We start from the raw sequence: 21979 nt of genomic DNA on the forward strand, positions 1-21979 counted from the left end.
TGGTTTGGAATCAGGGCTAAAGCCCTGATTCATCCCAATTATGAGGACTTCAGTCCTCACTACCAACTTAAGTAACAGCAGAGATATTGGTTTGTAGTAAGGATTTTAGTCCTGATTCATCCAAATTATGAGGACTTCAGTCCTCACTACAAACTTAGGTGACAGCAATTGTGAGGACTGAAGTCCTCGCTACCAACTGAGGTGACAGCAGAGGTATTTGTTTGTAGTAAGGTACTGCGCGTGCACCCTACAATTATTGACTGCTGAGTGCTGACTGAGTTGCTTAGGAGCATCCTCTGTGCGGTAAAGTTTTTTTATGAACAATAACGACTACTCCAACGCCCTTGATACTGACACGGAACTGGAAAGCCCTTTGGATCAAATTTATGAATCCGAACCCCCGCTGCCAGATCCCGAGGAAATGCTGCCTTTGCTGGAATCCCCGGAACCTCAGCACCGGATGATTGCGGCGCGGGCTTTTTGCGAACTGCAGGACGATCGAGCAATTTCGCATTTAATTAATTTGTTGAGAGACGGTTGCCCCTTGGTGCGGGTGAGCGCAGCTTATGCGTTGGGGCGAAATCCGAGTCCCGATGCTGTGGAACCGCTGATTCTTCAGCTTAACTGCGACTGGAACGGTTACGTTCGCAAAGGGGTAGTTTGGGCCCTGGGAAATTGCAGCGACCACCGCACTTTGCCATCTTTAATTGATGCTCTGAAAACTGATATTTCGGCGGTGCGTTTGTGGGCGGCGAGTTCTCTGGGTCAAATGGCAAAAGTTGGTTACTCTGTGGTGATTGCTGCGATTCCGCCGTTGATTGAAGCGCTGCGCGGAGATTCTGTATCTGCAGTGCGGAGCAACTGCGCTTGGGCGATCGGGCAACTGGCTCGCGAATTACCGAATAATATAGTGTACGCTGGGGCGATCGACGGTTTGATTGAAGCTTTAGAAGAAGATGAAGACATGGGCGTGCGGGAAGATGCTAAATCTTCGCTCTTGCGAGTCGGCGACCCGCGCGGATTGCAGATAATTGAAGATTTAGAAATGGAAGGACTTTTGTGATATCATTAACAATTAAACACCACTTACTAATTCTCAATTATCAATTTCATCAATCCTAAGACCGAATTTGGTTTACCCCAGAGCAAAGACATTTTGATTAGCTTCCTCAATGCTATGCTGTATGACGCACAGCCAACCATTGAAGACTTAGAAATTATTGGCCCTTACGCCGCGCCGAGCGTTACTGGATTAAAAGACACTTACCTGGATGTTAAAGCCAAAATTACAGGCAACAAAACTGTGATAATCGAAATGCAAGTAATAAATGTAGAAGCTTTTACTAAACGGGTAGTTTCCAATGCCGCCCAAACTACCCAACTCTACTCAGACCCAGGGAAGGATACTCTAAATTAAATCCTTTAATTGCTTTAACAATTACTGATTTTATTCGGTTTGAAAATATCGAAAAGTTTCTCACCCCTTTTGTATTTAAAGATCTCGAAGAAAACTTCGAGTATTATAACAGAGAAATCGAATTAGTGTTTGTCGAACTGCCCAAGTTTAACAAAGAACTAGAACAAGTCGAAAACATAATTCAAAGCTGGATTTATTTTATCAAAAATGCTCCCCTATTCGATGCAATTCCTGAAAAATTTACATCAATTCCCGAAATTCACACAGCTTTCTCCATCGCCAGCAGAACTAATTTAACCCTTAAGGAATTTGAGGAATTGGAAAAGCGGGAAATGTTTTTTGAAGACCAGCGCGGTGCTATTCTTAAAAGCCACCAAGAAGGCATAATTGAGGGGCAAACAGCATTAATCCTGCGTCTACTCGTGCGCCGACTGGTGAAATTTCGCCGAAATTAAAACTCGCATCCAGCAGCTATATCCCGAACAATTGGATAATTTAGGAGAAATATTGCTAGATTTTACCAGTCAAGAGGATTTGATAGCTTGGTGGGAATCGGCTTCAGCATGAATTTATAACTTTTGCACTCCTGATACTAAATTAGGCTTTAATACCCCCTTCATTCTTTATTAGCCACAGGCGGGCTGTGTTTGTGTAGTAGCGGTTTCAACCGCCGAGGTTCTAATCTAATAAGTCGGGTTCCCGGCGCACTATCATGTCATAAAGGGGTTGAAAGCTAAACCATCCCATGCGGTGAGACCCTACTTGTTGCTGTGTCAAACGCGCACATTCTGGCTGGATGAGAATTGGTTTTCCCGCAGCTTCGGCCATTAACTGCGCTTGACAAGAACGTTCCATTGAAATAAACCACCAAGCCGCTTCATCTACTGTTTGACCTACTGTTAACAGTCCGTGATTTTGTAAGATAACGGCTTTTTTCTCACCTAAAGTTTTGGCAATGCGTTTAGCTTCTTCGATTTCCAAAACAACTCCGGTGTAATCGTCAAATAAAGCTTGGTCTTCATAAAAAGAACAAGCATCTTGCGTCAGCGGGTCAAGCAGGCGGCCCAAACTCGACCAACTTTTGCCGTAGGGAGAATGAGCGTGGGCTGCTGCGATTACGTCGGGGCGGGCGCTGTGCACTTGGGAATGAATGGCAAATGCTGCTTCGTTTACGGGTTTATTTCCTTCAACAACTTCGCCTTTGTGGTTGACTAAAATTAGGTCGCTGACTCGAATTAAACTAAAGTGCATTCCAAAGGAATTGACCCAAAAATGGTCGAGGTGTTCGGGGTCGCGGACGGTGATATGTCCGGCGACTCCTTCGCTGAATCCGAAGCGGGCAAATAATCGGAATGCGGCGGCTAAACGCTGTTTGCGGTGGCGGCGTTCTTCTTCAAGTGAGTTGAATGTTGGGGGTTGAAAAGTGACTTTTGGGATTTTTAGGGCAACCATATATTTTATTAGTGAAAAGACAGGAGGCAGAGCCTCCGAATCGGCATTCCCAGTCAGAGACTGGGAACGAGATAAATTTTGAATTGGGAAATTTGAATTGGGAACTGTGGGTCAGGCATCTTGCCTGCCTTACTAAACTGCGATTTCACTGAGGCGCAAACCTGCTATGTTTTTGCAGTCAAAGGTAGCGTTGTTGCCGGGGCGACGTTCTATTAATTCGATGATTTGTCCGGCGGGGTTTTGCAGAAACCACTGGGTTAATGAGCCGGAGTTTAAAGGACGTTCTGATAGCGGTTTAAAGTTTTTGTTTTGCCATATTTTAGCAGCATTCTGCACGTTTTCCACTCGAATCGCGACGTGGTGAACTGCTTCTAATCCTCTTTCTTGCTGGAAGCGGTCTGTTTGGTCGCCGGCTGCGTGGGGCGCATCTAATACTACTAAGCCGCCTGCTGGCATTAATAAGGTCATTAAATGCAGCCACAAGTCGGAGGGAACATTAATGTTTTCCGCACAAAAGTTGAGCGGGAACAAGTCGGGGCCTTCAACTGTTTTGGCGCCGAAAGGGCGGAAAGATGCGGCGTAGTTTTCGAGTTCGGTTCGGGTGGGAAATGTGATGACAAAGTGGTCGATTGAAACTGCTTCGCCGTACAGGTTTGTCTCAAAAATCCAGTTGGTTAAAAATTCAGGATTTGTAAATTTTGGGTTAAGTTCCACCAAGCCATTTTTTTCTATCAAAGGTGAGTCCAGATGGCTGTCAGTGGGGTTCGGGAATTTTAGGGTTTTCAGCTTAAAGTTTTTCATGTGTTTGACCCCGATGTGGAAGGAGGCAAAACTGCGAATTTCTTCTACAGGCTCAACAGAAATCACATTTTGTGCCTCTTAATTCAAAAATAACACAAAATTTAATAATTGCCCGTCTAAATCGAGTTCATTTGCCGATCGCCAAACCGGCCAACCACGCCGTAGTCCAAGCACTTTGGAAGTTGAAACCGCCCGTCACGCCGTCGATATCCAAGATTTCGCCAGCAAAGAAAAGTCCGGGACAGCGGCGACTTTCCATTGTCTTAAAATCGACTTCTTTGAGGTTGACACCGCCGCAGGTGACGAACTCTTCCTTAAATGCCCCTTTTCCGGCAATCTGATATTCGCCTTGAACGAGTTCTTGCAGGAGGCGATCGAGGGTTTTGTTAGATAAGTCTGCCCAGCGTTTTTGCTCATCAATGCCGATCGAACTTGTCAAACGTTCCCAGAGGCGGCGCGGCACCGGAAACGGACAGCTAGAGACAATCAATCGGTGCGACAACTGCGACTTAACCGCTAGCAGTTGCTGCCGCAAAACTTCCGCATTGTACTGGGGAAGCCAATTAATCAGCACAGATGTTTTATAATGGCGATCGTGCAAAAATCTCGCACCCCAAGCCGAAAGTTTCAGTACAGCAGGCCCGCTTAAACCCCAGTGAGTAATTAGCAAAGGCCCGCTTTGTTCTAATTTAGCTCCCGGCAATTTCACCTTAGCATTAGGAACAGAAATTCCAGCTAATTCTTTGATTCTGCTGTCGGAAATATTAAAAGTAAATAGAGAAGGAACGGGCTGTTCTACAGTATTACCTAACTCTTTTGCCCACTTATAACCCGAAGGATTGCTGCCTGTAGCGAGAAGAATGCGATCGCACTTCAATTTCTCCCCGGATTTCAACTCAATTTCAAAACTAGGGGCGGTGTCTCCGTGTTCGCCCTCTGCCGTATTTCCTGTTAATTTCTTTACAGAAACTACTGCATCGCCGGTGCGAATTTTTACGCCTGCATCCTCAGCCGCCCGGATCAAACAGTTAACAATTGTCCCCGAATCGTCGGTGGTCGGAAACATTCGGCCGTCTTCTTCTGTTTTCAACTTCACACCGTGACCTGCAAACCATTCTACAGTATCGCGCGGTTGAAATCGAGTAAAAGCACCGCGCAGAGCTTTTCCACCTCTGGGGTAATTCTGCACTAAAATACCGGGATCAAAACAAGCGTGAGTAACGTTGCAGCGCCCGCCACCAGAGATGCGAACTTTTGCCAGAAGTTGCCGGCCAGCTTCTAGTAAAGTGACGCGGGCCTGCGGGTAGGTTTTGGCACAGGTAATTGCACTAAAAAAACCAGCAGCACCGCCACCTATAACTGTAATTTTGAGCATTCGATCGGACAAATTATTTCTCGCTTATTCTGGTTGAAAATCGGATTTTTTCGCCCCGCAAGTGGGACAAACCCAATCGTCGGGGATATCTTCAAAGGGTGTACCGGGAGCTATGTCTCCGTCGGGGTCGCCTACTTCTGGATCGTAGACGTAATTGCAAACTGTACAAACGTATTTTTGCATTTGCTTAACTCAATTTTATATTGTAAGCCTATAGATTGTACTTGACAACGCAACCTAGTGCAATACCACTTTCAAAAAGTAATGAGACTTTCGACCCTTCCCAAATTATTAAAAATTTAATTTTTCACAAATCTAAAATTTAAAATCTCATTAAGTCTTGCACAATTATAAAATCTCAAGTCTCAAATCGTCAAAGCCTCCAGAACCGCAGTTCTAGAGGCTAGATTGTATTTTTTATTAGTTTACTGCGATTGGAAGACTAGACTTTCGCTAAAGGCTTAGTCCAAACGCCGCTTTCATCTTCTTCGTACTGCTGGTGAATGGCGTCCCAAGCGGTGTGTTCCGCTTGTATCGAGTCGTTGCTTTCGTCAAATGCGGCGTTGTAGGATTCCATAAAGGTTTTTTGAGCTGCTTCCGACAGGTGCGATCGCGCTTCTGGAGACAAATCTGCCGGACTATTGCAGCGACCTTTAACGGCGCGCGGCAGGGTCATCTCGCTAACTGAAACTTCTTCGCCACCTGCACTTTCTAGCAAGAGTTGAAATTCGCCTGATTTATCTGCGGCAACTTCTGCCATCACGAGAAATTCGCCTGCTTCAACGCGGGTTTGATAGATAGTTGCTTTGTCTTCGGGCATTCCCAAAGTGACTAAAGCGGAAACTAGACCAGCACCGGCCGAACCTGCGATCGCCCCGCTAGCTGCACCCAACAGTGCAGCACCCAGCGGGCCCGCCGAGACTACTGTACCGACAAAGGGAATAACCAGCAGGCCGACGCCAGTTAGCAAAGCCAAAAAAGAACCGAATAAGGAACCAAAAATCGCCCCGCTTCGCAGACCGCCTAATATCACATCTTTTTTAGTAATAAAGCCGGCAATTTTAGTTTTAGATTGAAAGTTTTTTCCCATTACTGAGATGTGGTCGCGGGAAACTCCGCGATCGAGCAACCGCCGAATTACGCCGTCTAATTGTTCTTCTTCCTTAAATACGGCTGAAACTGTGCGTTCGGCTAAATATTCCTCGGTCATTTTTCCTCCTTGATGATTGGTCGATTAGTTTTGATAGTGTTCAGTATAGGAAGACACGGTAGGGCAAGCGCATCGACCGCGAGATAGAGGTCGATTTCTAGGATATACTTTGAGGATCTATCAAAAGACTTAAAGATTTTTTGAAGTGCGATTGCTCATCTATTAGAGACAGTTATATAGATACAATCTAACCTTTTAACTATTGCTATTTTACCCTATTTTAACGGCTTAAATTTATCGTACATTCCGATTACAAGCGCTTTTCATCAGCGTTGTCGGCTGCTATATCTGCGTCAACTTGTCTGGCTTCGCCTAATATTAGGCTACTACACCATAAATTTGCGATCGAGTCAAATGCGGTTTTTCATCAAAGATTTTTTCTGGAGGCAGCCCAGCATTAAAATCAATAGCAATATTTTTTACGGTTATTCGGGTTTTGGGGATGCGGGGGCGGCAGTCGCCAGTTCCCGGCGTGCTGACAATTAGCGTTCCAATATCAACGGCAGTTGTCATATTTACCTCGATTGAGTTAACTTTATTCTATTGTAACGCAGCTTCATTTCTACCCGATCGCATTTATCAAGGTTAATCAATGCCCTTAGCACCTTTGTTTCCTGTCGTTCATCCCATCCTCAAATCTGCTTTTCCCAGATGTCTGTGGACGGGAGATATCAACAGCCGAGAAATTGCCCTCACATTTGACGACGGGCCGCACCGTCAGCATACACCTCAACTGTTAAAAATTTTAGATAAATACGACATCAAAGCTAGTTTTTTCTGGCTAGGTTTTTGCGTTGACAGGCATCCAGAAACGGCTAGAGAAGTGTACGAGCGCGGACACTGGATCGGCCTCCACGGCTATCAGCATATATCGTTTCCCAAACTCAAAACCCACGAACTCAAACAAAGTTTAGAAGACACGCAACAAGCAATTGCCAAAGCTTGCGATTTAGACCCAAAATTAATCCTGGACGTGCGACCGCCGAACGGCATTTTTACGCCGCGAACATTAGAGTTATTGCAACAGTGGGAATATCGCCCCGTAATGTGGAGTGTGGTCCCAGAAGATTGGGTGCGACCAGGGGTTAAGAAAGTTATTAGTCGCATCGTGCAGCAAACTGAAAACGGATCTATTATTGTACTGCACGACGGCTATTGCGGCGGCGAAGATGTTGCAGCTTCGGCGGATAAAATAATTCCATTGCTTTTGTATAAAGGTTACAAATTCGTGACAGTCGATCGACTGTGGGAACAGGCCAACATTCCAATAACAGGAAAATAAATCCATGAAAAAAACACTGTTTCTAGCATCTCTTTGTTTGGCGAGCGCCGGATGGGCGATCGAGCTTTCTCCTGCTTCTATAAGTGCAGAAACTCCCCTTGTAGTGCAGCAGCCAGCCCCTGGCGTATCCGCGCCTGCCGCCAACTCGAAAACCCCGCAAGTGGAACTGCTAAATCCGGGAGTGGAACCCCGACAGCAACTGCGTTTAAAGCCAGCTATCGATGTCAAACAAACAACTGTGATGACCGTAAAAATGGATATGGACATATCCGCGTCCGGTCAGTCTTCGGCGGCGGCTAAAATTCCAGTATCGGTGATGACTTTCGAGACCAAAGTCACTAAAATCGCTCCCAACGGCGATATTTACTACGAGTTTGCTTACACTAATGCAGATATCGTCGGTGATACTGGAAATACCCAGCCCGCCGCCCTAAATGCCATGCGTTCTGCACTCAAAAACATGGTGGGAGTGAAAGGCTCTTTCATCATGGACAATCGCGGTTTTCATAAAGGAGGCGACATTATTTGGCCCGAAGGAGCTGACAATAACGTCAAACAAATGGTTCGACAAATGTCTAACTCTATAGAGCAACTTGCCTCGCCGCTGCCTGCCGAAGCCGTCGGAAAAGGAGCCAAATGGCGCGTTTCTTCTTCCTCTAGTTTCAGTGGTATTAATGTGAAGGACGTTGCTACTTATGAATTGGCTAGCTGGCAAGATGGAGTTGCTTCTATGAATGTAAGTATAGAGCAGCAAGCAAACCCCCAAAATATTACCTCTCCCCAACTGCCTCCGGGAACTACCTTAACCCTAAAATCTTTTGCTTCTCAGGGTCGGGGAGCAGCCACAATGCGCTTGGATAGATTAATTCCTTCTCGCTCTACTGTGTCTCTTAGTTCAAATAGCGAAATGAGTGCTAAAAATGCTGGCAGTTCTCAAGAATCAACAATCAAAACAAAAATGGCGATGGAGATGACTTTAGAGTCGAAGTAAGCTTGATTATACCAGCTCTAAAAAGTAGGGGCACGGCAGTACCGTGTCCATAGTCGTCGGTAGATTTTTAATAAATGGTATTAAATCTGGTTAATATAGCTGATATTATATAAACAAAGTTTCCGAAAGTTTCGATCGCCAATTTGTAAGTAGAGGAGTCTGTTCTATGATTCGATCGCACAGACGGCAAGCTATTATCGGTTTAGTGGTAGCCCTAGGGATAATCATCGGGAATTTAATGTTTCCGGGCCTGAATGTAGCGCCGGCATTTGCTCAAGCCAAATTTAAGGATGTTAACGACCATTGGGCGCAAGCTTGTATTGAGGAGTTAGCAGAGAAAAAAATCATCAGTGGCTACTACGAAGACGGCACTTTTCGCCCGAATCGCCCAGTTAGCCGCGCTGAGTTTGCGGCGATGGTTCGCATGGCTTTTCCCGATGCCAAAACCGTCCGCGCTCCGATCGACTTTGCAGATATTCCTACAAATTACTGGGGTTTTAAAGCAATTCGAGAAGCTTATCAGACGGGTTTTATGTCTGGATACAGTGGCAGTATCTTTAACCCGACTTTGAATATTACCCGCTGGCAGGCTTTGGTAGCTTTAACCAGCGGCTTGAAATATACACCTACGGGGTCGGCGGCTGAGGTTTTGGAGGCGACTTTTGAGGATGCGTCGCAAATTCCCGAACTGGCAAGAAATGCGATCGCCGCCGCCACAGAAAAACAACTTGTGGTCAATTATCCGGCTGTTAAACAGCTAGAACCTACTCGGAATGTTACTCGCGCAGAAGTCGCAACTTTTTTCTGTCAGGCGCTCGCTAAACCCGGCCAAACTGCCTTAGTTCCTGCCGAATATATTGCCCAAGTTCCGGCGAATATCGGCCCGCCGAGAACAACAGAAATCTCGGAAGCGGGGAAAGTTAGGGCGGAAGTTTCTTTCGTAAAAGAAGCAGAAAATGCTAAAAATCTCCGCATCACAATTATCCGCGACGGTAAAAGTTTATTAGAAGAACCAGTGCTGATACCGACTCGTTCTCTAGTAGATAATCCAGACAAAAGAGCCAGCGAAGAAATATCAGAAGGACGTTTTTTATCGCTGCGAATCCGTGATTTGGACGGCGACAAGGAACCGGAAGTGCTGGCAGATTTAGTGTCAATCAAAAGCGGCGTCCGCTGCTGCAATTATTCGTTTATTTACCGCTACGACTCAGCAGCTAACAAATACACTCATCTCAAGCATTTCTGGGGCAATGTGAGTTACGAAATAGTGGATTTTGGCAAAAATGATATCCCAGAGTTTAAGAGTCAGGACGGCAGATTTTCCGAGGCTTTTACAAATTACGCTGATTCTCGCTTTCCGCTGCAAATTTGGCAGTACCGCCAAGGTAAAATGCAAGATGTTAGCAAAGAGTATCCGGTGGAAGTATACACGAATTCTGCTGAGCTTTGGCTAGAATCTAACAAGCGTTTGAGTGAAAATGGAGATGTGAAGGGGGTTTTGGCTGCCTTCATGGCGAACAAGTATGTCATGGGCCAGGAGGCGGAAGGTTGGCAGTTGTTGGAGAGAGTTTATCAAGGGCGCGATCGCACTCAATTCTTTGGGAAGTTGCGGGAGTTTTTGGTGAGCACGGGTTATGCTAGTAAGTAGATTTGCAGCTCTTTAAGCGCAGATGAACGGGGATTAACGCGGATAGTGTCTGTAGGGCGGGTTTTACGAATAATATCTAATTTTCACTAACAATATTACTAAACCCGCCCCCACACAACAGATAACCCACGTCAATTTTTACTTCGATACTAATCCAAAAAATGTACATGATGATTTACCGCTTTGTGGGGCCGGGTTTATTTAAATCTTTAGTTACAGGCACGTATTGTGGGTAAAACCTGCTCTTACAGATAGCAGGAAAGTTGACATTTCGATTTAAATCGCCGAGTTATATAAAAAAATAATTTTCCCCCCAAGTTTAGTATTAAGCTAATCCGCATTTAAATTGCATGGTAAAATAAATTTACACTCTTGTGGGTGGGCAGGAGACCCCGCTCTCAACATACAATTTAAATGCACAACAGCTTATACGTCCAGATAGTACCGTAAAATACATACTTTTTAGCAGCTAAATTCCCTCTTCAAATATTCATCTAATTTATGCCCACATATTAATTTCTTTAAATAAACTAAATTTACTAACCAGGTGTGAAGAAATGCAAAGGGCTGTCGCTTTTTAGACCCTAAGCTAAAATAAAGATAAAATCTCAGATATTTAATGAGTGAAAATGGTATATCCACCTGCACCTTGGAATCTGCAAGGTTATGCTGTTCAGACTTTACAATTGGTAGATGTGGCACGAGTGCGCCCCTTGGTTCCCTCTGAGTTAGAAATTGTCTCTTTATTGCCAGGAAAAACCCTAGGTGGCATTTATATATCCTCCTACGGGTTGGGTTCGGTGATGGAGTACAATGAGTTAATTGTAGTTAGCGCGATCGCCAATTATGCAGGAAAATGGGGCGCTTGGATTTCCCACATCTACGTAGACAATCCTAACTCGGTAGCCGGCGGGCGCGAAATTTGGGGGCTTCCTAAAGAATTAGCTCAATTTAGTTGGGAAGGTAGCCATTCGGTAAAGGCAGCACCGCTAGGCTACCGCGTCACAGTTCGCCAAGAAAACCGTCAACTGTGCAGCCTCAATTACAGCCAGCAAAGTTTAGCCTTACCGCTGCCTTTTAGCGGAAATGTTTTCAGCGCTGACCGCAGCAATTTGCTGTTGTTTAAAGGAGGATTAGAGTCTCGCATCGGTTTGATTAAAGGCGAATTAGAAGTGGCAGAAGAAAGTCCTTTTGCCAGTTTAAACTTAGGTCAGCCCTTGCTAACAGTTGCCTGCGAAGATATGCGTTTAACAGTCGGTGCGCCGGAATTGGTGGGAAACAGAGCCGTTGAATTCAGTTATTAGCTGTAAAGTACGGAGCTTCCCCGTCAACCTAAAAAAACAGAACAGCCAGAAAGCCGGTTTCTTGAAGAAGCCGGGTTTCTGGCGCGGCGTATTAGTTTGAGCTACTTACTAATCTTTTTGAGGACTTACGCATCAAACGGCTAAAAACCGGGTTTCTTCCTAAATGCGTCGTTGCCACACCCAATATTCTCCGAGAAACCGGGTTTTTTTTCGTAAGTCCTATTTTTAAATGCCAGCCCCCGGAGCGGCTTCAGCACCCATTACTAAAACTGTACCGCGAAGGAAATCAATTTGCTGCTGAAAGTCCATCGCCTGAACCTTTCCTAATAAAGCTTTTCCTGCTTCTGGAAATTCATAGTCGGGAGGCATGGGTATAATAGTTCCTTCGTCCATTCCTAATGCTAGAAAATACCAAAAAGCCAGCTTGGTTTCAGGACTCATTGAGCCGTACATCCGGCTGATTTCAGTATTGGCTTTTGAGGCAATGTCGCGCATTACTTGTAGTTGTTCTTCGTGGGACAGCGGTTTGACTTGATCGAACAAACCCTGAGCGATTTCGGAACCGGAAGCACCGGGAGCCGCTGGCGTTATTGACTTGCCCATTTCGGTGTAAACAAACCACAGCAAAGCTAATTGGTCGTCTACACTCAAGCTCTGAATATCTGCTTTTCCTTGGTCGTAAGCACCGGAAGTAGTAAATGTCATTCAAGCCTCCAAAATAATATGTATTGCTCAGCTTTCTTAGTTAGAAAACTTTTTTTTTGCTACTTAGTTAAAGTACCTAATAAATAGTGATGCTAGAATCTTGCTTAAGGCAGATATGATCCCGGACATAAGTTCGTCGAGTAAACTCACCAAAATTTGGGAAATTTGCAACCAAAGGATGAGGCAAATTTGACAAGATTGTTGTGAGCTGTGCTCATGATTAGCATTGTTTAGCCGATCGACGATCGCCTATAATCGCCACAGACCTGTATAGAGGTGGCTGTTATGTCGATCGCAACTGCCAAACGCTTCACCATAGCGGAATATCAGCGCCTGACAGAACTGGGGTTCTTTGGTGAGAACGAGAGCGAGTTGAGTTAATCAAGGGAGAACTTGTAAACATTGCTGCTAAAGGTACCGCCCACATTGAATTATAAAAAACTTTGATATCTTTCCAAAGAAAATAGGCTGGCAAACAGCCAGCCTAGAATCAGGAGAACTTTAATTGAAACTGGTTTAAGCTCTAGCTAAACAAACCAGAAATACCGTTGACTGCTATTGCTCCAGCCAAAGCGGAAACAACCACAGAAGTCAGAGCCGTACCGAACAGCCACCAAGCAGCAGTTGCTGCGGCTTCCCGCGCATCTTCTGCTTGCTGCTTGGTCTTGTTCTTGAGCTGTTTAATGCGTTTTTTGGCTTCATTTTGCAGGCGCTCCGATCGCAATAAAACGCTGTCCCGGGCTCCTTCCATTTGGTCAACAATTCGGTGAGCGTCAGTCTCGGAAATATCGGAACGAGAACTCAGCAGGGCAACTAAAGTACCACGATCAAACTCACCTAAACGCTCTTTAATCGCGTCAAATCCGGCCTGCGGGTCGTCAAACACTTTGCGGAAGTCCCGCTTGATGCCTTCGTAGTTGAGCTCTGGTCGATCGAGCGAATTCAGGTAATCCCGGATTTTCCCGAAGATACCATCCATTGCTGACTGAAACTTGTCCTGAACCATTTGAACTTGTTCGACAATTTGGTGGCGGACAGATTCCATTTGGTCGGCAATTCTGTTAGCTTCCTCTTCCGAGATGTCTTCTCGCTGCGACAGCAATGCTACCAGAGTCGATCGATCGAAGTGCTTCAGGCGATCGCCCAAACTTTGCATCCCCATTCCTGGCTCGCTAAACAGCAACTGCAAATCGCGTTTGATGCTTTCAGGATTGAGTTCTTCCTTGTCCGTATTCCGCAAGTAATTTTCCAAACTACCTTGGAAATCCCGGACTGTTTTTTGAGCGCGAGATGCCAAGCGGCGGGGCGATTTCACGATGCTGCGAATCGAATCTTGCACGCGATCGATCGTCCGATTGATCTGTTCTTCGCTCAAATCTTCCCGCTGAGACAGCAGCTTGACCAAAGTTTCGCGATCGACCTGAGAAAGTCTATCCCGAAGTGCCAAAGCACCCTCTTTGGGATTTTCAAACAATTTGGTCAAATCTCGATTGATGCCTTCTGGATCAAGTTCATCGAGGTTTGTATTCCGCAGATACTCGCCAATTTTTGCGGTAACTTCCTCGTACTGCTCCTTAGCTTTATCTGCTACCATTTGTGGCGCGTGGATAATGTTATCACGCACAGATTCCATCCGGTCGATCGCCTGATTGATCTGTTCTTCACTGAGGTCTTGGCGCTGTGACAGCAACTGCACCAGCGTATCGCGGTCGAATTGAGATAAGCGTTCTCTCAGCGATTTAAATCCGGCTTCCGGGTCGCTTAAAAGCGTTTGAAACTCGCGCTCGATCGCTTCTGGATTGAGTTCTTCCTTATTAGTATTGCGGAGATAGTCTTCTACTTTTTGCCGCAATTCTTGCGCTTTGGATTTCGCTTGCTCTTGCAATTCTTGAGCTTGAGAAATCACGCGATCGCGCGAACTCTCCAGTCGCCCGATTAACTGATCGGCTTCCTCGGGACTGAAATCTTCCCGCTGACCCAGCAACTGTACCAAAGTATCGCGGTTAAACTGCGAAAGGCGATCGCGCAAAGCCTCAAAACCAGCATCCCGGTCTTCCAAAAGCGCTTGGAAATCCCGCTCTATACCTTCAGGATTCAGCTCATCTTTGCCAGTCGATCGCAAATAATTCTCAATCCGGCTCCGCAAATCTTGAGACTGTTCTTCACCAGCAGCAGCTTGCACAATTTCCAACACTTCTTGTCGGACACCTTCAAGCTGTTCGGCAATTTCCGTCACCTGTTCCGGAGCAAACCCCTCGCGGCGGCCTAGAATCCCTACAAAATAATCGGGATTAAACATCTCTAACTGGCGCAAAACAGCCCCAGGAGAGGCTTCCGGGTCGTAAATCACATCCCTAAATTCTTGCTTGATTGTCTCCCGGTTGAGATGCCACGGTTGGGCATTCATCAAGTAGTTTTCCACATCAGCCTTAGCTGTATTGAAAGGCAGCGCAGGCACTTTGTCGCCCACCTTAGAAGCCAAAGATTTAGCTTGTTCCGTCCCTTTGGCTGTCAGTTGCTGCAACTGACCAGTGATTTTTTCAACATCCAAATCAGACAAATCCGTCCGCGACAAAACAGTGTTCACAAGAGAACCCATACCCAACTGCATTGCTCGCTTCATGCCGCTGCTGGATTCCGATTTGTTTTCCCTACTTTCCAGAATTTGAGACAGCTTGGCGTTGAGTTCGTCAGACTTCAGCAAATCGGGAGCCGCAAACTTGAGAAAATCAACCAACTCTAAATTCGGGTCTTTCTGCTCTTGCTGCTTGCCAAATGTTTGCTTCCAAACCCCTTCGAGTTGGTCAGCAACTTGAGTTATTTCCTCTTGAGAAAAGTCTGTGCGACTCTTAACTAAATCCACAAAAGTCTGGCGGTTAACATTCTTCAGAACGTCGCTTCCCGCAAGAGATTTGATATCTGCATCGCCCAGCAACTTTTCAAATTGACCGCGAATTTCCTTAACATCTAGTTTCGGTAACTGCAAAGAACCCACATAATCTTGCAGTGTTTCGCGAATGCTATCCGGGTCTACCGCCGAACTCAACTCGCGACGTACAGCGGCAACAGATGCCTCTACAGTATTGACCATTTGGTCGCTAGCCATCTTGCCACTGATGGCTGCACCAGCAGTACCCATGACGCCTTGAACGCCTGAAAAAGCAGTTTTTATCAAGGAACCGATCATGGAACCAACGGCGCTAGAACCGAGCCACACCAGCGTTAAAAAGTACGCAGCCCAGATTACCACACCAATAATTGCCGCTCCGTCTACCGAGGCAATTGAAGTTAGTTTGACTGCCAGAAAACAAGCCAAAAATAAAGCCAGGTTAACGGTGACTAAAATCCAACCCCCGACTAAACCTTCGATTTTCCGAACTTTAGTGCCTAAACTTTCGGACTCATCATCATCGTCACCGTCGGGTAAAGCCTCGTCCCAATTTGAGATTTTGGCAGCTATCGAGAAATTTGTTAACAGGAATTGGAAGCCGAAAGCCATAATGACTCCGGCGATTAAGGCTACGAAAAACTGAGGGCTTAAAAACATCAGCCCTCCGATATCGGGGTGGTCAAATGGCACATCTATTTCTACTGGCATTTGGGAAATATTGAGTTTGGGACTGTACAGCGACATTAATAACTCGCTTTCTAACATAAATTACCTCCTACACTTTTATGCCGAGTTAGGCATAGCAAAACTTGACCCCAACTTTCTTTAGAGGGGATTTTGTAATCTTTAGATGATGGTTTGTTTTGGTCAGGCTTAATCTTACGGAAGCCCTTATTAGTGAAATTGGGATGAGCCGTAAATCACTTCTCTAGTGATCTCATCCTTAATTGTTATTATGCCTGCAGAAGGTAAAAAATAAATCCGTCTAAAGTCAGAAATTAGTTTTTATGCGACTGGTAGCAGCAGAGTTCGCATAAAAGGGGCAAGTTTGAGGCGGGGGGCGATCGCCACCCATTATCAATAGTAGTAAAGTGATCTTCGGTGCACCCAGATATCGTATAGTGCGTTACCGATTTAGGATTCAGTTTGATTTTTAGGCTCAAAACGAGCTAATAATTCCGAGCGATCGAGCTGCATAATCACTCTGGTGCGATCGAGGGTTTCTAAATCTAATTACAGGCAATTCAACAAACATGATATCGGGTGCGCCGCCGCCTAGGCTACGAATTTTTGCCGCAGCATTTACCCTCACAGTTCCGAATGCTGCGAATACAGCCGTACTCCTCGAAACGTTGACTGTGTTTGCGAACAGTAGGATAGGCTAGTAAATATAAGGGAATTCCGATTATTTTGTAAAGCAATCGACCAGCAGCATGAACAATATCCCAAATTTCGCTGAAATTAGGTTCTCGAACAAATTCTCCTATTTCATCTTTTAAGGCAAGCCACTGAGATTGCACAGTAGGAGAGTGACAATTATCAAATACTGCCATACCTTTTTCGTAGTTTGCCCAAATTTTATTCATATATTTAATCAAATCCGGCTCACGTCTGATAATATCAGAAGTTAATCTAAGATTACAATCATCCGGTATTTTAAGGAAATCAGCCATGCGACTCTCTCAAATGCTTTTTGTTACCCTGCGTGAAGACCCGGCAGAAGCAGAAATTCCCAGCCACAAACTATTACTCCGTGCCGGATACATCCGGCGCATCGGTAGCGGTATTTACGCTTATCTCCCATTAATGTGGCGAGTTCTCAAAAAAGTATCTCAAATTGTGCGCGAAGAAATGGACGCTACCGGCGCTCAAGAATGCCTCCTCCCGCAATTGCAACCGGCCGATTTGTGGCGGGAATCCGGCCGCTGGGATACCTATACTCAAGCTGAAGGTATTATGTTTGCAATGACAGACAGGCAGCAGCGAGAATTGGGACTGGGCCCTACTCACGAAGAAGTGATTACTACAATTGCTAAAGATATGATTCGTTCCTATCGGCAATTGCCTTTACATCTTTATCAAATTCAAACTAAGTTTCGCGATGAAATTCGCCCGCGTTTTGGGTTGATGCGCGGTCGCGAATTCATTATGAAAGATGGCTATTCTTTCCACACTAACGAAGAAAGTCTGAAAAAAACTTATCAGGATATGGCTCAAGCTTATAGCAATATGCTGCGCCGATCTGGCTTGCAATTCCGAGCAGTAGATGCCGATTCGGGAGCAATTGGCGGCTCTGGTTCTCAAGAGTTTATGGTGCTGGCAGAAGCGGGCGAGGATGAAGTTCTTTATACTGAAGACGGTCAGTATGCAGCTAATGTGGAAAAGGCTGTATCGATGCCTGCTGACGCCGAACCGTCGCCCTTTGCAACTTTTGAAAAGCGGGAAACGCCGGGAACGGAAACAATTGATAAACTTTGCAAATTTTTGAAATGTTCTCCGACGCAAGTTGTCAAAAATGTGCTTTACCAGGCTGTTTACGATAATGGCATTACAGTCTTGGTATTGGTAAGCATTCGCGGCGACCAAGATGTGAATCAGGTAAAGTTACTGAATGAATTGACGAAGTTAGCGGGTAATTATCAAGCTAAAAATGTTTTATTTTTGACTGTTCCCGATGCGGAAGCTCAGCGGAAATGGGCTGCTAAATCTTTACCTCTCGGTTATATGGCTCCCGATGTTGCTGATGATTATATCGCTGGAAGCAAGGAGGTAAACTCTAAGTTTTTGCGTTTAGTCGATCGCACTGCAGTTGACCTGACAAACTTTGTCACCGGTTCAAACGAATCAGGATACCACGTTGTCGGGGCGAATTGGAACAAAGAATTTCCCCTACCCGCAACCGTTGTGGGTGTCAGAACAGCCAAAAAGGGCGATCGGGCCGTGCACAACCCCGAACAAACCTTGCAAAGCGCCAGAGGCATCGAAGTCGGCCACATCTTCCAATTAGGAACCAAATACTCCCAAGCAATGGGCGCCACCTACACCAGCGAACAAGGCGAAGAAATGCCCTTTGTTATGGGCTGCTACGGCGTCGGCGTGTCGCGGCTAGCTCAATCGGCCGTAGAACAATCCTACGACAAAGACGGGATAATTTGGCCAGTGGCGATCGCCCCGTATCACGCCATCATTAGCATCCCCAATATTTCCGACGCCCAACAAGTAGAAGTCGCCGAAAAACTCTACGCAGAACTCAACCAATCTGGCATTGAAACCTTGCTAGATGACCGCGACGAACGAGCCGGAGTTAAATTCAAAGATGCCGATCTAATCGGCATTCCCTATCGCATTGTTCCGGGTCGTTCGCTGAAAGCCGGTAAAGTTGAAGTCGTGGAAAGAGCAACTCACAAATCCCAGGAAATTCTCATTGATGAAGTAAATTCTACTTTAAAACAGTGGATTGAAGCCGCCATCAGCTAAGACTTTTTAACCAGTAAGGTGCGCGCTGCACCTATATTTAGGCTCGCAATGTGCGCGGTATACACCCTAAATTAGCTCCCCTCTTGGGAGCATCTCAATGAAAGCACCCCCGCTAGAAATTGGAGTTTGGAGGCAGGAGACAGGAGGCAGGATGCAGGAGGGAAAGAGGAAGAAAGAAGGAGCCAGAAGGAGTGTTTTTACCAATATGATATGCTCCCCCCCTCTTCCTTCTTCCCTCTTCCTTCTTCCCTCTTCCCTCTTCCTTCTTCCCTCTTCCTTCTTCCCTCTTCCTTCTTCTCTCTTCCCTCTTCCTTCTTCCCTCTTCCTTCTTCCCTCTTCCCTCTTCCTTCTTCCTTCTTCCCTCTTCCCTCTTCCTTCTTCCTTCTTCCCTCTTCCTTCTTCCTTGAGATGTGAAATTATCTAAAACTTAAAACTCGGTATGAATCTGAACCTAAATCAGTTTCTTCGATTCCCTCAATCCCGAATTGGGCGGTACTTAGTTCAAGTAACTGTCGTTGCTGTCGCTTACGCCGTGGGGGCGAGGCTAGCAATGTCAATTCAAGGTGTTAGTCCCTTCGCTTCCTCGGTGTGGCCACCCGCAGGAATTGCACAAGCTGGACTTTTATTGTTTGGGAGAAAAGTCTGGCCTGCCATAGTTTTGGGTACATTTCTGCTAAATTTTGTTAACCCAAATGAACAGATATTCGCGGTTTGGCTGGGAGGAAACGCCGGGGCCATTCTGCAAGCTGTTTTTGCAGTAACTGCCCTGGGCAGGATGGGGTTTCGTCCATCTCTTGCTCGCTTGAAAGATGTAGTTAATTTAATCTTGTTTGGCGGTCTAATTTCTACTCAAATCAGTTGCACTATTGGCGTGTTTTCCCTATATTTAGCGGGGAAAGTAGATTTGGCAGAATATTGGTCGGTTCGATGGAATTGGTGCTTGGGAGACACAATGGGAGTTTTAATCTTAACTCCCTTAATTTTAATATTTTTTCGCCCTAAAGTAAGCGTAAAGCGTTTAAAAAAACCAACAAAAATTCAGCATAAAAAATATTTAATTTGGCGGGGAGTATGGTTAATATTATTAATTGGGGTGAGCTGGCTTGTTTTTGACTCGAAAAGTGAAGCTTCTATTTCTCGTTATCCCCTGGAATATTTGCCGTTTCCTTTGATAATTTGGTCTGCGCTCCAATTCGGTCAACGAGCCGCTGTCCTAGCATCGTTCATTGTCTCAAGCCTCGCAATTATGGGCAGTTCTCAGGGAGGGGGGCCGTTCATAGCCAAAGCCGACAATATCACTCAGGCTATCTTATTTTTGCAAGCTTTTATGGCTGTAGTTACAATTACCTCGCTCTTATTGGCAGCGACGGTAGCTGAACGCGCCGAGGCAGAAAATTCCCTGCGAAAAAGCGAAATTAAATATCGAGAATTGGTGGAAAATGCTAGCAGCATTATTCTGAAAGTGGATGCTAACGGCAATATTACTTTTTTTAACGAATTTGCGGAAATATTCTTTGGCTACACTCAGGAAGAAATCATTGGTAAAAATGCACTGGGAACAATTATTCCCCAGACAGACCTCGAAGGGAAGAACTTAGAGTTGGTTTATAATGAAATTTTACAAAATCCCGATCGCTTTACCAGCTATGAAAATGAAAATATCCGGCGCAGTGGCGATCGCGTTTGGGTATCTTGGGCAAATAAACCGCTGGTTGGTTCAGCGGGAGAAATCCTGGGAATCCTCTGCATCGGCACAGATATCACCGATCGCCGAAAAGCTCAAATAGCGCTGCAAAAGCTGAATGAAAAGCTGGAAATCCGAGTTGAAGAGCGGACAAATGCCCTAAAACAAAGCGAACTTCAGCTACAGAAACAGAAATCGGCATTAATTGATTTAGCCAAAAATAAAGCGCTGAATCAAGGCGACTTAACAAAAGCGCTTCAACAAATAACTCAAACTGCTAGCCGTACTCTGGAAGTTGCCCGATCGAGCGTATGGCTGTACGATCGCACTAAATCCAAGATGGAGTGCCTGGATTTGTTCGATCGCACTCTCAACCAGCACTCACACGGTTTGAAATTAACAGCAGCAGACTATCCTGTCTATTTTCAAGCACTGCAAGAAGAACGCGCAATTGCTGCCTTTGACGCGCACAAAGATTTTAGAACTAGAGAATTTGCGGAATCTTACCTAATTCCCTTGGGCATCACTTCTATGCTAGATACGCCGATTCAAATAGGCGGAGAAACAGCAGGAGTTCTCTGTTTAGAACACGTAGGAATCCCCCGCCCTTGGACGATTGAAGAACAAAGTTTCGCTCTTTCTCTAGCAGACTCTGTAACTTTCGCAATGGAAGCGCGAGAACGCCAGCGGGCGGAAGAAGCGCTGCGGCAAGCTGAAGAAAAATACCGCAGCATTTTTGAAAATGCGATAGTCGGCATTTTTCAAACTACTCCAGATGGGCAATATCTCAGCGCCAATCCTGCTTTGCTTCGCATTTACGGTTACAGTTCACGCGAGGAATTGCTGGGTACACTAACTGATATTAGCCAACAACTTTATGTTGACCCCGATCGCCGCGCCGAGGTAGTCCGCTTAATAGAACAACAAGGCAAAGTATCGGATTTTGAATCTCAAATTTACCGCCGAGATGGCAGCATAATTTGGATTTCCGAAAATACTTATACCGTGCGCGATTCCTACGGAAATTTGCTTTATTACGAAGGTACTGTTCAAGATATCACAACTCGCAAACAAGCTGAGGCAGCTTTGCGCTTAGAACAAGAAAAATCCGATCGTCTCCTACTCAACGTTTTACCGCAAGCGATCGCCGATAGATTAAAACAAGACCAAAGCATTATCGCCGATACATTTTCCGAAGTAACAGTATTATTTGCAGATATAGTCGGTTTTACTCAAATTACTTCCCAAATTTCTCCGCACGAATTAGTTTCCTTGCTTAACGATATTTTTTCCACATTCGATCGCCTAGCAGAAAAGCACGGATTGGAAAAAATTAAGACGATTGGCGACGCTTACATGGTAGTAGGAGGATTGCCAATGCCCCGCAGCGATCATGCAGAGGCGATCGCCCAAATGGCCCTGGATATGCAGCAGGCAATGATTGACTTCAGCAATACCCACAACAAAACTTTCAGCATCAGAATCGGCATCAACAGCGGCCCAGTTGTCGCCGGAGTAATCGGTATTAAAAAATTTATTTACGATTTGTGGGGAGACACAGTTAACACCGCTTCCCGCATGGAGTCTCACGGCTGGCCGGGGTGTATTCACGTAACAGAGACAACTTATGAGCGATTGCGAGAAAAGTATTTCTTTGAAAACCGCGGCGCGATCGAAGTCAAAGGCAAAAGCCAGATGAACACTTATTTTCTTACAGGTATCAAGTTATAGCATCAGGAAGAA

Annotated in this window: 16 protein-coding genes and 2 pseudogenes; 9 read left to right on the plus strand and 9 right to left on the minus strand. The window is 45.5% G+C overall.

The window, feature by feature from the left end; genetic code table 11:
- Positions 1-316: 316 nt before the first annotated feature.
- Both D0A34_01400 and D0A34_01405 read left to right on the plus strand, forming a co-directional pair.
- On the plus strand, positions 317-1063 hold the full coding sequence (locus D0A34_01400; GenBank protein ID UNU17689.1) for a HEAT repeat domain-containing protein: 747 nt from the start codon (positions 317-319) through the stop codon (positions 1061-1063).
- Positions 1064-1102: 39 nt separating this feature from the next.
- Positions 1103-1984: pseudogene (locus tag D0A34_01405) on the plus strand (Rpn family recombination-promoting nuclease/putative transposase).
- A gap of 111 nt (positions 1985-2095) precedes the next feature.
- Here the strand turns inward: D0A34_01405 and D0A34_01410 are convergent.
- The 6 genes from D0A34_01410 to D0A34_01435 all read right to left on the minus strand — a co-directional run bounded on the left by D0A34_01410 (position 2096) and on the right by D0A34_01435 (position 6768).
- On the minus strand, positions 2096-2869 hold the full coding sequence (locus tag D0A34_01410) for a class II aldolase/adducin family protein (protein UNU17690.1): 774 nt from the start codon (positions 2867-2869) through the stop codon (positions 2096-2098).
- A 132-nt stretch (positions 2870-3001) separates the two neighbouring features.
- Positions 3002-3736 carry a hypothetical protein gene (locus D0A34_01415; GenBank protein UNU17691.1) on the minus strand — a complete coding sequence of 245 codons (735 nt, stop codon included), beginning with the start codon at positions 3734-3736 and terminating at the stop codon, positions 3002-3004.
- Positions 3737-3797: 61 nt separating this feature from the next.
- Positions 3798-5057, minus strand: a complete 1260-nt coding sequence (locus tag D0A34_01420) for an NAD(P)/FAD-dependent oxidoreductase (protein UNU17692.1) — start codon at positions 5055-5057, stop codon at positions 3798-3800.
- A 12-nt stretch (positions 5058-5069) separates the two neighbouring features.
- Positions 5070-5228 (minus strand): rubredoxin, encoded by a 159-nt coding sequence (locus tag D0A34_01425; GenBank protein UNU17693.1) that lies wholly within the window; start codon positions 5226-5228, stop codon positions 5070-5072.
- Between the two features lie 259 nt (positions 5229-5487).
- A complete protein-coding gene (locus tag D0A34_01430; GenBank protein UNU17694.1) occupies positions 5488-6255 on the minus strand; it encodes a hypothetical protein in 768 nt (255 codons plus the stop codon).
- Between the two features lie 318 nt (positions 6256-6573).
- Positions 6574-6768 (minus strand): DUF433 domain-containing protein, encoded by a 195-nt coding sequence (locus D0A34_01435; protein UNU17695.1) that lies wholly within the window; start codon positions 6766-6768, stop codon positions 6574-6576.
- A 79-nt stretch (positions 6769-6847) separates the two neighbouring features.
- Here D0A34_01435 and D0A34_01440 point away from each other — a divergent pair, with 79 nt between their 5' ends.
- From D0A34_01440 to D0A34_01455, 4 genes are all read left to right on the plus strand, one after another.
- Positions 6848-7537: a polysaccharide deacetylase family protein gene (locus D0A34_01440; GenBank protein ID UNU17696.1), complete on the plus strand. Its 690-nt coding sequence runs from the start codon at positions 6848-6850 to the stop codon at positions 7535-7537.
- A gap of 4 nt (positions 7538-7541) precedes the next feature.
- On the plus strand, positions 7542-8528 hold the full coding sequence (locus D0A34_01445; protein ID UNU17697.1) for a hypothetical protein: 987 nt from the start codon (positions 7542-7544) through the stop codon (positions 8526-8528).
- A 166-nt stretch (positions 8529-8694) separates the two neighbouring features.
- On the plus strand, positions 8695-10176 hold the full coding sequence (locus D0A34_01450) for an S-layer homology domain-containing protein (GenBank protein ID UNU17698.1): 1482 nt from the start codon (positions 8695-8697) through the stop codon (positions 10174-10176).
- Between the two features lie 629 nt (positions 10177-10805).
- Positions 10806-11480 carry an acetoacetate decarboxylase gene (locus tag D0A34_01455; protein ID UNU17699.1) on the plus strand — a complete coding sequence of 225 codons (675 nt, stop codon included), beginning with the start codon at positions 10806-10808 and terminating at the stop codon, positions 11478-11480.
- A gap of 225 nt (positions 11481-11705) precedes the next feature.
- On the opposite strand, the gene D0A34_01460 is transcribed toward D0A34_01455, so the two are convergent.
- Positions 11706-12185: an Orange carotenoid protein gene (locus tag D0A34_01460; GenBank protein ID UNU17700.1), complete on the minus strand. Its 480-nt coding sequence runs from the start codon at positions 12183-12185 to the stop codon at positions 11706-11708.
- Between the two features lie 285 nt (positions 12186-12470).
- Here D0A34_01460 and D0A34_01465 point away from each other — a divergent pair.
- Positions 12471-12610, plus strand: a pseudogene (locus tag D0A34_01465) (Uma2 family endonuclease).
- Positions 12611-12708: 98 nt separating this feature from the next.
- On the opposite strand, the gene D0A34_01470 reads toward D0A34_01465, so the two are convergent.
- Positions 12709-15840, minus strand: a complete 3132-nt coding sequence (locus D0A34_01470; protein ID UNU17701.1) for an MFS transporter — start codon at positions 15838-15840, stop codon at positions 12709-12711.
- 515 nt (positions 15841-16355) lie between these two features.
- Entirely contained in the window at positions 16356-16661 is a 306-nt protein-coding gene (locus tag D0A34_01475; GenBank protein ID UNU22120.1) for a hypothetical protein, read from the minus strand.
- An 85-nt stretch (positions 16662-16746) separates the two neighbouring features.
- Here D0A34_01475 and proS point away from each other — a divergent pair, with 85 nt between their 5' ends.
- Entirely contained in the window at positions 16747-18552 is a 1806-nt protein-coding gene (gene proS, locus D0A34_01480; protein ID UNU17702.1) for a proline--tRNA ligase, read from the plus strand.
- 439 nt (positions 18553-18991) lie between these two features.
- Positions 18992-21967, plus strand: a complete 2976-nt coding sequence (locus D0A34_01485; GenBank protein UNU17703.1) for a PAS domain S-box protein — start codon at positions 18992-18994, stop codon at positions 21965-21967.
- Positions 21968-21979: the final 12 nt, after the last annotated feature.

Origin of the sequence: Microcoleus vaginatus PCC 9802 (assembly GCA_022701275.1) — a bacterium.
Taxonomy (GTDB): Bacteria; Cyanobacteriota; Cyanobacteriia; order Cyanobacteriales; family Microcoleaceae; genus Microcoleus; species Microcoleus vaginatus_A.

Bases quoted from the DNA above. Each gene is read 5' to 3' on its own strand.
- D0A34_01400 (UNU17689.1), top strand. From the start codon at position 317: ATGAACAATAACGACTACTCCAACGCCCTTGATACTGACACGGAACTG.
- D0A34_01410 (UNU17690.1), bottom strand. From the start codon at position 2,869: ATGGTTGCCCTAAAAATCCCAAAAGTCACTTTTCAACCCCCAACATTC.
- D0A34_01425 (UNU17693.1), bottom strand. From the start codon at position 5,228: ATGCAAAAATACGTTTGTACAGTTTGCAATTACGTCTACGATCCAGAA.
- D0A34_01430 (UNU17694.1), bottom strand. From the start codon at position 6,255: ATGACCGAGGAATATTTAGCCGAACGCACAGTTTCAGCCGTATTTAAG.
- D0A34_01435 (UNU17695.1), bottom strand. From the start codon at position 6,768: ATGACAACTGCCGTTGATATTGGAACGCTAATTGTCAGCACGCCGGGA.
- D0A34_01440 (UNU17696.1), top strand. From the start codon at position 6,848: ATGCCCTTAGCACCTTTGTTTCCTGTCGTTCATCCCATCCTCAAATCT.
- D0A34_01445 (UNU17697.1), top strand. From the start codon at position 7,542: ATGAAAAAAACACTGTTTCTAGCATCTCTTTGTTTGGCGAGCGCCGGA.
- D0A34_01450 (UNU17698.1), top strand. From the start codon at position 8,695: ATGATTCGATCGCACAGACGGCAAGCTATTATCGGTTTAGTGGTAGCC.
- D0A34_01455 (UNU17699.1), top strand. From the start codon at position 10,806: ATGGTATATCCACCTGCACCTTGGAATCTGCAAGGTTATGCTGTTCAG.
- D0A34_01460 (UNU17700.1), bottom strand. From the start codon at position 12,185: ATGACATTTACTACTTCCGGTGCTTACGACCAAGGAAAAGCAGATATT.
- D0A34_01470 (UNU17701.1), bottom strand. From the start codon at position 15,840: ATGTTAGAAAGCGAGTTATTAATGTCGCTGTACAGTCCCAAACTCAAT.
- D0A34_01475 (UNU22120.1), bottom strand. From the start codon at position 16,661: ATGAATAAAATTTGGGCAAACTACGAAAAAGGTATGGCAGTATTTGAT.
- proS (UNU17702.1), top strand. From the start codon at position 16,747: ATGCGACTCTCTCAAATGCTTTTTGTTACCCTGCGTGAAGACCCGGCA.
- D0A34_01485 (UNU17703.1), top strand. From the start codon at position 18,992: ATGAATCTGAACCTAAATCAGTTTCTTCGATTCCCTCAATCCCGAATT.